A 12,287-nucleotide genomic window follows, 5' to 3' on the forward strand; every position below is an offset into this window, starting at 1 on the left:
GCAAACTTCCTCGGCTTCGTCAAGCTCGCTGCCATCATGCTCTGGCTCAAATAATTAAATTGTCACTACAGCCTAGAGCGTTTCGCGGAAACGGCGAACCGCTCTATCTCTTTGTTTTGACGCAATTCCTGACGGAAATCGTCTCACACTTTCCTGGAATACCGCCGGCCTATGGCGGGCGGACGATCTTACGCCGCGGGCTTGTCCGGCTTGGCTTCGTCGGTGCCTCCTTCGGCGGCTTCCTCGAGGCGCGACGCGATCAGTTCCTGGATGTCGCCGACCTCTTCCTGGATGTCCTCCAGGAGAATGCCTGCCTCGGCTGCCTTGGCGCAGCATTCCTTGGCGAGGGTCTCGGCTTGTTCGTCGATCTTGATCGGCGAATGCTGGCATTGGACCTTTTCGCCAATCCATCCGCGCAAGAACTCGATCGCATGTTCACTCATACTGCTTCTTCCCTAGCGGCTAAGCCGGTTGGTAGCCATGAACGCCCAGTTCCATTCGAGCCGAGTCGGCCTCGACCGGCAAGGCTTCTTGCCCATTGTCCGCGGAGCCGAAGGAATGGAAGGGTTCAAGGTGCACGTTCAGATCAATGAGAATGATGGTACCGTTGGCTGGGATCGAACCAGCGACCTCCGGATCCACAATCCGGCGCTCTAACCAGCTGAGCTACAACGGCACGCCTGCCTGAGCGAGATCGAGGTGAAAGCTTCATTCTCCGTGATCCGCTCTGTCGTTCGGCGATGCGTCAAATACGGGCTATCGGATTCTAATTCAAGGGCCTTGATAAGGTAAAGGATTGGTTTCCCCATTCGCCTTTCGTCAAGGCAAAAGAAAAGGCCGGCGGGAGGAGGTGCCGGCCTTTTCCTGTTACGAGCCAGCGGGAGGAGGTGCTGGCTGGTCACCCCGGAAACGGAGGGAGGAGGTTCCGTTTCCGGGTATCTGGTTGCTCAACCCTATCGCACGACTATTTGTCTGACGAAATGCGACGTTTTGATGCATCGCAGGGGTTGTGCGCGAAAATCAGGCAGCCTTGACGTCCTTGATCGCCTTCTCGAAGGCGGTCTTGACCGGCTTGGAGACGTCCTCGACCGCCTTGGTGGCGACGGCCTGGAACTCCTTCGCCTGCTCGACGGCCATCTCGACGCGCTTGCGCAGGAAGGAGGTCTGCAGCTCGACGACTTCCGAAAGGGTCTTGGCGCCGACCAGGGCTTCGAGATGCGAGAAGCTCGCCTCGGCATTGGCGCGCAGCGCGGCGATCGCCTTGAGCGAAACGTCGCTGGAAACGGTCTTGGCGGTCTCGTAGGTCGACTCCAGAACCTTCTGGGTCTCTTCGGCGCCGGTCTTCAGCTTGGAATAGGCTTCCTTCGACTGCTCGACGCCCTTCTCGGCGAAGGCGCGGATCTGGTCGGTGGCTTTGGAAGCGTCGAAGCTCGGGAATTCTACGTTTTCGATGGTCTCGGCGGTCTTGGCAGTGGTCTTGGACATTTTCCAACCTTTCGGGGCAGCGGCTTTGACAGAAAGCCGTCTCGTTCATGTATGATGGCAATATAAAGGCATTTTTTGTGCATTGCAATATCTTTGTTGCACTGCACCATAAAAATCTTCCCATACGTCAGCCATCAAACCCGTTAACCAAGAGCCCAGAGATTTCGACCGTTGCAAGCCAGGGCTTGTGGACCTTCGGGCCGCGGGCTTTTATTAACAAAGCGTTAACTGAAATGCCCGCTCCGGAGGGTTGGCCAGCGCATGCCGCCTGAAAACTACTCCTTCCTCGACGTCGCCGTGCTCGACGCGGTGCGCCAGCGCTTTGCCGCCGGCGACGCTTTGGCCATTTTGTCGACCGACCTCGAACAGGTGATCTGGGCAAACGGTCCGGGGGCATCGATGTTCGGCTATCCGGATATCGAGGCCATCATCGGCGCATCGGCGCGGCTGACGCTGATCGCGCGGCGGCAGATCATGGCTACCAGCGGCTTTCCCGAGATCGGCAACGACCGCGCCATCACGGTGCGACTGGCCACCGGCATGGTGAGCCGCGCCGTCGGCTTCCTGGCCAGCGCCGTGACGATGCCCGACGGCGAAAAGGCAATCATGCTGGCGGTGCCGGCAGCGCAGACCAGCTCGCGCAGCGCCGGCGAGATCGCCAGTCGCGCCATCGGCGGTTTCACCGAAGCCGGGCATTTCATCGCCTTCGTAGACGCGCAAGGCGGTGTCGAGGCGGCTTCGGACGGCTTTGCGGCACTCGGCATCGAGCCGGGCACGCTGGCCGCCCTGGTTGCGGATGTGACCGCCAGCGGCGACCGCCTCGTCAAGCGCCTGGTGCCGGGTACCGGCACCTCCTACCCGGCCGGCTTTGCGCGGCTCACCGACACGCGCCATCTGCTGGTGGTGATCGATGAGGACCAGCTCGACGGCTCGGACGGCGATCAGCCGGCGGCCGGCCAGGACGATCAGCCAGCCGGTCAACAGCTCGCGTCGCCGGAGGCGGTAACGGCCACGCCATCGGATGAAAGCCAGACTGCCGCGCCCGTTCAGGACAACAGCCCGGCGCCGGCAGTGGCGACCGTAGAGCGGGCTGAAGCGGCTGCGGAAAGAACCGAAGACAATGAGCACGGCGCCGCGGAACCCGTGGTAGAGCCGGAAGAAGCGGCTCCGCCAAAGCCCGAAGGCGGCGTGGAGGCCGTCACGGAAATCGTGGCCGACCAGCAGCCCACCCACATCGATCATCAGGCCAGCGCCACCGGCCAACAGGCCGCCGATGCCGGCCAGCACGACCATTGGTATTTCAACGCCGGCGAAGATGATGCCGGGCATGATCAACCGGAAGCAGTGGCGAAGGACGAGCCGAAGGAAGCCATCGCAGCCGAAGACCGTCGGCCGGACGTCGGCGGAGCCACCACGCCAGCGCAGCCGGCCCCTCCCCGCGACCTCGACCGCTCGGCGCCGCCGCTGCGCTTTGTCTGGCGTACCGACGCCGAAGGCAAGTTCAGCGCGCTGTCGCCCGAATTCGCCGAGATCGTCGGCCAGCCGGCCGCCGATGTGATCGGCCGCCGCTTCAAGGACGTCGCCACCACTTTCGGCCTCGACGCCTCGGGCGAGATCGCCGGCCTGCTCGAACGCCGCGACACCTGGTCCGGCCGCTCGGTGCTGTGGCCCGTGGCCGGGACCGGTCTGAAGATCCCGGTCGACCTGGCGGCGCTGCCCGTCTATGGCCGCAGCCGCGCCTTCGAGGGTTTTCGCGGTTTCGGCGTCGCGCGCGCGGCCGACGCCGTGGTCGACCCGGAAGCGCTTGGCATGGCCCTGGTGCCGAACGCCGCAGCAGCCGGAGCCGCCCCGGCGGGAGGCGAGCCGTCGGCAGCGGAGCAGACCACGCCCGAACAGCCGAAGCCTGAAGATCCGTTCCAGGGCGAAGTGCCGGCGCTGGCCATCGTGCCGAAGCCCGAGCGGCGCTTCGCAGACAAGGTGATAAGGCTGGCCGAACATCGCCAGCCGGCCAACGACAAGCAGCCGGGAAGCGACACACCTCACAAGGGGCTGTCGATCCTCGAACGCAGCGCCTTCCGCGAGATCGGCGAGCGGCTGCGCAAGGACAGTTCCGCTCCGGCCGGGCCGAGCGGCGCCGAAGCCGACAAGCAGCCCGACACGGCTGTTGTTGCCGGCAAGGACGAGACAACGGCGAAGGAGCCGGCCAGCGAAACGAAGCCCGAGGCAAACGAGCCGCCCGCGCTTGAAGCAGCCGCGCACGAGCATTCCGCTCGGGAAGCGACCGCGACAACCGCGCCGGAAGCTTCGGAGACTGTCGACGCGAAGGCCGATGCGGAGACCGCGGAAGCCCAGACCGAGGCGGAAGACCAGGAAGACCTGGCGCGCCTCGACGGCATCGATGACGAAACGAGCGATACGGGCCGGGCCGGGACGCCCGCCGTTTCCGGCTCGCTGCTCAGCTATGCCGACGGCGAGAAATCCACGGAAGAAGCCGGTGTCACGCCTGTATCCGAAACCGAGCAAGAAGCGGGTGCCCAGCAAGCGGCCGAACATGCCGCCGCTGAGCCGCAGCAGCTGGTCGAACAGCCAGCGACACAGCCGGTCGCGGCCGGGCCGTCCGCCCCAGACTCGACGGCGGACGACGACAGCATGACCGCCGACGATTTCCGCGATGCGCAAGACAGTGAGGATTGGGCCGACTCCGATGCCGATGCCGCCACGGCAGCAGAAGAACAATCGGAAGCGGTAGCGCCGGCGCGGTCGCGGCTCGAAGTGCCGCCACTCAAACTCTCGGGTTTTATGCCATCCGCTTTTTCGACCGGCGAGGAAGCCAAGGCGCCCGATACGTCCATCCTGGCCAGGCTGCCGGTGCCGCTGCTCATCCATTCGGGCGATGTGCTGCATTATGCCAATGAAGCCTTCCTCGAGCTCACCGGCTACGACGCGTTGGACGACCTGGTGGATATTGGGGGCCTTGGTGCGCTGTTTGCCGATCCTTACGCCGAGGACGCCGCCGCGGAAGAAAGCGACCACTCGCTTAAGCTCAAGACCCGCCAGGGTCAGGAATTTCCGATCGACGCGCTGCTGCGCTCGGTGCCGTGGCGCGGCGGCAAGGCGCTGATGCTGGTCGTGCGGCGCTCCGGCGAGGACGACGCGGCGCATTTCACCGCCGCCAATGACGAGCCGGCGCTGCAGCCGGACGTGCCGGAGTTGAAGTCGCGCATCGCCGAGATGCGCACCATCATCGACACCGCCACCGACGGCGTCGTGCTGATCGGCCGCGACGGCAACATCCGTTCGATCAGCCGGCCGGCGGAAGCCTTGTTCGGTTTCGACAGCGACGAGGTCGCCGGCAAGCCCTTTGCCTCGCTGTTCGCCATCGAAAGCCAGCGCGCGGCGCGCGATTATCTCGCGGGCCTGTCCGAGCCGGGGGTGGCAAGCGTGTTGAATGACGGCCGCGAGGTCATCGGCCGCGAGGCGCAGGGGCGTTTCATTCCGCTGTTCATGACCATCGGCAGTCTTCCCAACGACAGCGGCTTCTGCGCCGTGGTGCGTGACATCACGCAATGGAAGCGGGCCGAGGAAGACCTGACACAGGCACGCGCCGTGGCTGAGCGCGCCTCCTCGCAAAAGACGGATTTCCTGGCCCGCATCAGCCACGAGATTCGCACACCGCTCAACGCCATCATCGGCTTTTCCGAGCTGATGGTGGACGAGAAATTCGGTCCGGTCGCCAATGACCGCTATCGCGATTATCTGCGCGACATCAACCGCTCCGGCAACCACGTGCTCGATCTCGTCAACGACCTGCTCGATATCTCCAAGATCGAAGCCGGCCAGCAGGAGATGGATTACGAGGCGGTGTCGCTCAACGACACGCTGGCCGAGACGGTGGCGATGATGCAGCCGCAGGCCAATCGCGAGCGCGTCATCATCCGCTCCAGCTTCGCCTCGCGTCTGCCGGAAGTGGTGGCGGATTTGAGAAGCGTTCGCCAGATCGCCCTCAACATCCTGTCCAACGCCATCCGCTACACCCAGGCCGGCGGCCAGGTGATCGTCTCGACCGCCTACGAGGCCTCGGGCGATGTCGTCATGCGTGTGCGCGACACTGGCATCGGCATGACCCCGGCCGAGATCGAGCAGGCGCTGAAGCCGTTCAAGCAGATCAATGCGCTGAAGCGCGGACGCGGCGACGGCACCGGCCTTGGCCTGCCGCTGACCAAGGCCATGGTGGAAGCGAACCGCGCCCGTTTCGCCATCACCTCGACGCCCGGCGAAGGAACCCTGGTCGAGGTCGCCTTCCCCTCGACCCGCGTGCTTGCCGAGTAGCTGGCTTCGGACGGGATCCGGCCAAAGAAAAAAGGCGTCCTGGGGGACGCCTTGAGAAATGGGATGCTGTCACAACGGGGGCTTGAGCTGAACCTCAGGGGACGAGGAACGGGATTTCTCCCTCAAGTTACTCGCGACTATCGGGGGCGTCCCTTAACAAGTCCTTACCGGGCCGAGAAAAAATTTACGAATGTGTACCACCCGTGAAATCTAGGTAAATTCGACAGCCACATTTTGTTAACTATGCGGGATGCTGTTCGACGGCCTAACAGACCGCATGCCTTGGCGATTAGCCGAGTCCCTCGCGGCGTCGTCATCCTTGGGCGAAGCAGGAGCGAAGCGACGCGCGGAGACCCAAGGATCCATTCCGTTACCTCGGCCGAAGACTGCAGCGGAGCAGAATTCTGTAAACGTTGCAACGCCTTAGCGTCACGGAATGGATCCTAGGGTCTGCGCGCGTCGCTTCGCTCCTTGCTCCGCCCTAGGATGACGACCGCGAAGGGGGCAACCAGGAAAATCTCAGCTGGCGAAAATCCGTCTGGCTCTAGCTCGCCAGCTGCGGCAGGTCGCGGAACAGCTCCAGCGCCTCGGGATTGGCCAGCGCTTCCTTGTTCTTGACCATGCGGCCATGGACCATGTCGCGCACCGCGAGCTCGGTAATCTTGCCGGATTTGGTGCGCGGGATGTCGGAGACGGCGACGATCCTGGCCGGCACGTGGCGCGGGCTGGCGCCGGTGCGGATCTTGGCGCGGATGCGCTTCTCCAGATCCTCGTCCAGGCTCACACCGGCAGCCAGGCGAACGAACAGCACGACGCGGACGTCATTGTCGAAATCCTGGCCGATGCAAAGCGCCTCGAGGATTTCCGGCATCTGCTCGACCTGATTGTAGATCTCGGCCGTGCCGATCCTGACGCCACCCGGATTGAGCGTGGCGTCCGAGCGGCCGTGAATGATCATGCCGCCATGTGCCGTCCATTCGGCGAAGTCGCCATGGCACCATACATTGTCGAAACGCTCAAAATAGGCGGCGTGGTATTTCTTGCCTTCGGGGTCGTTCCAGAAGCCGATCGGCATCGCCGGGAAGGCCTTCGTACAGACCAGCTCACCCTTCTCCCGCCGGACCGGCTTGCCGTCGTCGTCCCAGACATCGACGGCAAGGCCGAGGCCCGGCCCCTGGATCTCGCCGCTCCAGACCGGCTCGGTCGGCACGCCGAGCACGAAACAGGACACGATGTCGGTGCCGCCCGAGATCGAGGCCAGATGCACGTCCTTCTTGATACCGTCATAGACGAAGCGGAAATCCTCCGGCGACAGCGGCGAGCCGGTGGAAGAGAGCGTGCGCACGGTCGACAGGTCGTGGGTCGAGATCGGCTTCAGCCCGGCCTTGCGGACCGAATCGATGAACTTGGCCGAGGTGCCGAAATAGGTCATCTGCTCGGCATCGGCGAAATCGAACAGCACATTGCCGTCGGGGTAGAAGGGCGAGCCGTCATAGAGCAGAAGCGTCGCGCCCGAGGCGAGGCCGGAGACCAGCCAGTTCCACATCATCCAGCCGCAGGTGGTGAAGTAGAACAGGCGATCGCCGTCGAGCAGGCCGGCATGCAGCCGGTGCTCCTTGACGTGCTGAACCAGCGTGCCGCCGGCCGAATGGACGATGCATTTCGGGATGCCGGTCGTGCCGGACGAGAACAGGATGTAGAGCGGATGCGCGAAGGGCAGCCGCTCGTAGCTGAGGGTCCTGGCGGCGAAGGGCGAGAGCGCCTCCTCGAGCGCGGCCGCCTTGTCGATGGTGGCGGCAACGTCGGCCGAGGTGCCGAGATAGTCGACGATCAGCACCTTGCGCAGCGTGGCGAGCTTGGCCGCCACCGCGCGGACCTTGTCGGCCACCTCGATCGCCTTGCCGTTATACCAATAGCCGTCCGGCGCGATGAAGACGACCGGCTCGATCTGGCCGAAACGGTCGAGCACGCCCTGTTCGCCGAAATCGGGAGAGCATGACGACCATACCGCGCCGATCGAGCTTGCCGCCAGCATCGCGGCGATGGTTTCGGGCATGTTGGGCATCATGGCGGCGATGCGGTCGCCGGCCTTGACGCCGAGCGACAGGAAGAGCTGCTGCAGCCGAGAGGTCAGCGCATGCAGCTCGTTCCAGGACAGCCGGCGCTCGACCTTGTCCTCGCCGCGAAAGATCATGGCGGAACCGCTGCCGGTCTTCTTCAACAGGTTCTCGGCAAAGTTCAACCTGGCGTCGGGAAAGAAAGCCGCTCCGGGCATCCTCTCACCGTCGATAAGGTTGCGCTCACCCTTGTCGCCGACGAGATCGCAAAAATCCCAAACCAGGTTCCAAAAGCCCTCGCGATCCTCGATCGACCAGCGGTGAAGCTCGGCATAGTTGGAGAATGACAGCCCGGCCTGCGCTTCCGCGGCTTTCGTGAACGCGGTCAGCGGCGCTGCGTCGATCCGATCCTGCGTCGGGGTCCACAAAGGCGTATCGGCTGCCATGATCGCTCCTCCCAAAGCGCGTCGCTTTTTGAGCCGTTTAGCTCAAGATCGCTTATGCCATCGTCCCAAAAACGGCGCGCAACCGCGGACCGGGATCGTGCAGACCGCTTATGCATATTGCAGCGCAGCAGAGCAAGATTTTGTTCGCCCAGCCCATGGCGGGCGCTGCGCAAATGCCATCGCAAGGCCATAAAGACTTGAAAAGCGTCGGCGCTCGGTTACACCCGTCGGGGGATTTTGTCGGCAACAGAAGCATACGGGGCGAAATGCCATCATCTTTGATCCGGCGTGGGGTGTGGGCGATCGGCGTTGCCGTGCTCGTCATCGCGCTCGCGGTCGCGGCGCTGCCACTGATTGCCTCGACCCGCATCGTACGCGACCGCATCGCCTGGGAACTGAGCGCCTGGAGCGGCTTCCGTGTCACCATCGACGGCTCGCCGCGCATCGAGGTGTGGCCGAAGTTCCGGGCCATCCTCAGCGACGTGACGCTGTCGCAATGGACCGAGACCGACGCGCCTCCGGTGGTCGAGGCCGATCGCCTGGAAGTCGATCTCTCGGCGATGGCCGCCTTGCAGGGCGATGTCGCCTTCTCGACGGCCAGGCTGGTGCGCCCGACGATCAGGGTGCAACGCACGCCAAGCGGCTTCTATCTGCCGCCGCTGCCGACCGGGGGGCGCATCACGCGCTCGATCGACACCGCGCGCGGCGTGGTCAGCGCCAATCCACAGAAGCCCGATCTCGGCAGATTGCCTTCCGATCCGTTCGGCACCGTCGAATTCCGCGATGGCCGCGTCGTGACCACGGCCGACGGCAAGGACACTGAAATCCTGAGCAGCCTGGGCGGCCAGGTGAACTGGGAAGCGATGAACAGCGAAGCATCGCTGACCGCGACCGGGATCTGGCGCGGCGAAAGCGTGCAGCTCGATTTCTCCTCGGCGAAACCGCTGGTGCTGTTTGCCGGAGGAGCCGCCCCGATCACCCTCTCCTTCAAGGCGGCGCCTGCCACGTTCTCCTTCGACGGAACGGCCTCGATGTCGGACAATGCCTATCTCGACGGCCAGGCAAAGTTCGCCGCGCCGTCGCTGCGGCGTGTGCTGGAGTGGTCGCAGGCCGGGCTTGCGCCGGGCGCTGCGATCGGCGCCGTCTCGATCGCGAGCAAAGTGAACGCTTCGGCGGGGCGTGCAAAGTTCGAGAACACTACCGTCATGCTCAACAACAATCCGGGCATGGGCGCGCTGGACCTCTCTTTCGCCGAAGGGCGCCCGGTGGTTGCCGGCACGCTCGCCTTCGACACGCTCGATCTCAAATCTTTCCTGTCGGCCTTCACGCCTGTGGTGCCGACCGGCGAGGCCGGCCCCGGCGATATCGACACCAGCTTCGCCGACCGCATCAACCTCGACCTCAGACTGTCGGCGGCGCATGCCACGGCGGGACCGGTGCAACTCGCCGACGTCGCGGCGACCGCGCAGGTCAAGAACGGCCTTGCGGTCTTCGACATATCCGATGCATCGGCCTTCGGCGGCACCGTCCAGAGCAGCCTGCGCTTCGACCGCAAGCCCGAGGGCACACAGGTCGAGATGCGGCTCCTGGCATCGGATGTGGATACGGGAGCCTTCGGCACGGCGGCGGGAATGACGCGGCTGGTGCCGGCCGGCACCGGGACGGTGTCGGTCATCCTCAAGGGACCCGGCAAAGCGTGGAACTCGATCTTCGAGAATGCCGACGGATCGTTCTCGGCGACGTTCGGGCCGGGCACACTCAACGGACTCGACCTGCCGGCCTTCCTGAAGCGCAACCAGCAAGGCGGCTTCTTCGCGCTCGACGACGTCTCCAAGGGTTCGCTGCCGATCGACGGCGCCGAGATCAAGGCAAGCATTTCGAAGGGCGTGGCGCGCCTCGACAAGGCCGAGATCAACGCGCAGAAATACAAGATCTGGCTGTCCGGCATCGCCTCTTATGTCGGGCGCGGACTGGCGCTCTCGGGCGGCGTCGTGCCCACCGGACAACCAGCACAGCAACCCCAGCCGGCCGGCGGCCAGGCAGCCAGCCCGGCTCCCGCGCCGCCCAGCCAGTCGCTGTTCTTCGTCGGCGGCAACTGGAGCGCGCCGTTCATATCGCCGATCGCTCCCGGCGTTTCGGGCCAGTAAAGAAGGCAGGGGGCGCGAAAGAGCGCCCCCGCTCCCGCGATCAACCGCGCTGCGCCGCCTGCTCGTCGAGCTGGCGCTGGATCTCGCGGCGCTTGTTGGCGATCGAGGCGATGATCACGCCGACCGCCACCACCGCGATCAGTATCGTGCAGGCGGCGTTGATTTCCGGCGTCACGCCAAGGCGCACCTGGCTGTAGATCTTCATCGGCAGCGTGGTGGCGCCGGGGCCCGAGGTGAAGCTGGCGATGACCAGGTCGTCGAGCGAGAGCGTGAAGGCCAGCATCCAACCGGAGATGATCGCCGGCAGGATGACCGGCAAGGTGATCTGGAAGAAGGTTTTCACCGGCGGCGCGCCGAGATCCATCGCCGCCTCCTCGAGCGAGCGGTCGAAAGAGACCAGGCGCGACTGCACGACGACGGCGACGAAGCACATGGTGAAGGTGATGTGCGCGAGCGTCACCGTGAAGAAGCCGCGGTCGAGCCCGACGGCGACGAAGAGCAGCAGCAGCGAGAGGCCGGTGATGACTTCCGGCATGACCAGCGGCGCAAACACCATGCCGGAGAAAAGCAACCGCCCCCTGAAGCGCGTGTAGCGCGTCAGCGTGATGGCGGCGAGCGTGCCGAGCACGGTCGCCACCGTCGCCGAGATGACGCCGACGCGCGCCGTGACCCAGGTGGCGTCCATCAGGCCCTGGTTGTGGAACAGCGAGACGTACCATTTGGTCGAGAAGCCGCCCCAGACGGTGACGAGCTTCGATTCGTTGAAGGAAAAGACGATCAAGAGCACGATCGGCAAATAGAGAAAGGCAAAGCCCAGCACGATCGAGGTGATGTTGAAGCGGCTCCAGGTCGCGTTCATCTGCCCTGCTCCTGTGCCTTCGCCTGCGCCTGCTGGAAGAACATGATCGGGATGGTCAGCACCAGAAGCAGGATGACGGCGACCGCCGACGAGACCGGCCAGTCGCGGTTGGAGAAGAATTCGTTCCAGAGCGTCTTGCCGATCATCAGCGTCTGCGAGCCGCCGAGGAGATCGGGGATGACGAACTCGCCGACAGCCGGAATGAAGACCAGCAGGCAGCCGGCGACGACGCCGGGCAGCGACAGCGGAAAGGTGATCTTCCAGAAGGCGCCGGTCTGCGGGCAGCCGAGGTCCTGCGCGGCCTCGATCAGCGAATAGTCCATTTTCTCCAGCGAGGAATAGAGCGGCAGCACCATGAAGGGCAGGTAGGAATAGACGATGCCGATGAAGATCGCGGTGTAGGTGTTGAGGATGACCAGCGGCTGGCTGATCAGGCCGGTCGCGAGCAGGACCTGGTTGAGCAGTCCCTCGGGTTTCAGGATGCCGATCCAGGCATAGACGCGGATCAGGAACGAGGTCCAGAACGGCAGGATCACCAGCATCAGCAAGGTCGGGCGGATCGTCGCCGGCGCGCGCGCCATGCCATAGGCGATCGGATAGCCGACGATCAGGGTGAGTATCGTCGAGATCCCCGCGATGATCAGGCTGGTCACATAGGCGTTGAAGTAGAGCGCGTCCTGGGTGAGCCAGGTGTAGTTGTCGAAGTTGAGCGCGCGGAAGCCGGCGAAGAATCCCGAGACGCCGTCCTTGAAGTCGAGCACCGGCGTATAGGGCGGCATCGAGATCGCCGTCTGCGACAGCGATATCTTGAAGACGATGATGAAGGGAACGAGGAAGAAGAACAGCAGCCAGAGATAGGGAATAATGATGACGAGGCGGTCGACAAAGCCTTTCACCACTCTTGTCGGCAGTGCGGCGGCAGTTTTGGCTGATGGAGCGGCGGTCGCAGCGATGTTTGTCATCT

7 protein-coding genes and 1 tRNA gene are annotated in these 12,287 nt (G+C 64.2%); 2 read left to right on the forward strand and 6 right to left on the reverse strand.

Going from position 1 to position 12,287, the window contains the following annotated elements:
* Positions 1 to 188: 188 nt before the first annotated feature.
* The 3 genes from KVT37_RS29550 to KVT37_RS29560 form a co-directional block, all read right to left on the reverse strand.
* Positions 189 to 443 carry a DUF768 domain-containing protein gene (locus KVT37_RS29550; protein ID WP_217578559.1) on the reverse strand — a complete coding sequence of 85 codons (255 nt, stop codon included), beginning with the start codon at positions 441 to 443 and terminating at the stop codon, positions 189 to 191.
* Positions 444 to 599: 156 nt separating this feature from the next.
* Positions 600 to 676, reverse strand: a tRNA-His gene (locus KVT37_RS29555).
* Between the two features lie 344 nt (positions 677 to 1,020).
* A complete protein-coding gene (locus KVT37_RS29560; protein ID WP_217578560.1) occupies positions 1,021 to 1,485 on the reverse strand; it encodes a phasin in 465 nt (154 codons plus the stop codon).
* A gap of 261 nt (positions 1,486 to 1,746) precedes the next feature.
* Here KVT37_RS29560 and KVT37_RS29565 point away from each other — a divergent pair, with 261 nt between their 5' ends.
* Positions 1,747 to 5,814, forward strand: a complete 4,068-nt coding sequence (locus KVT37_RS29565) for a PAS domain S-box protein (RefSeq protein WP_217578561.1) — start codon at positions 1,747 to 1,749, stop codon at positions 5,812 to 5,814.
* A gap of 544 nt (positions 5,815 to 6,358) precedes the next feature.
* Here the strand turns inward: KVT37_RS29565 and KVT37_RS29570 are convergent.
* Positions 6,359 to 8,317 (reverse strand): acetoacetate--CoA ligase, encoded by a 1,959-nt coding sequence (locus KVT37_RS29570; RefSeq protein ID WP_217578562.1) that lies wholly within the window; start codon positions 8,315 to 8,317, stop codon positions 6,359 to 6,361.
* A 266-nt stretch (positions 8,318 to 8,583) separates the two neighbouring features.
* Here KVT37_RS29570 and KVT37_RS29575 point away from each other — a divergent pair, with 266 nt between their 5' ends.
* The gene (locus tag KVT37_RS29575; RefSeq protein WP_217578563.1) at positions 8,584 to 10,464 is read left to right on the forward strand and encodes an AsmA-like C-terminal region-containing protein; all 1,881 of its coding nucleotides are present in this window, start codon (positions 8,584 to 8,586) and stop codon (positions 10,462 to 10,464) included.
* Between the two features lie 40 nt (positions 10,465 to 10,504).
* On the opposite strand, the gene KVT37_RS29580 is transcribed toward KVT37_RS29575, so the two are convergent.
* Positions 10,505 to 11,323, reverse strand: a complete 819-nt coding sequence (locus tag KVT37_RS29580) for an ABC transporter permease (RefSeq protein ID WP_217578564.1) — start codon at positions 11,321 to 11,323, stop codon at positions 10,505 to 10,507.
* Positions 11,320 to 12,285 carry an ABC transporter permease subunit gene (locus tag KVT37_RS29585; protein ID WP_217578565.1) on the reverse strand — a complete coding sequence of 322 codons (966 nt, stop codon included), beginning with the start codon at positions 12,283 to 12,285 and terminating at the stop codon, positions 11,320 to 11,322. The genes KVT37_RS29580 and KVT37_RS29585 overlap by 4 nt, the downstream gene beginning before the upstream one ends.
* Positions 12,286 to 12,287 lie beyond the last annotated feature (2 nt).

This window comes from Mesorhizobium sp. GbtcB19 (assembly GCF_019091085.1).
Taxonomy (GTDB): Bacteria; Pseudomonadota; Alphaproteobacteria; order Rhizobiales; family Rhizobiaceae; genus Mesorhizobium.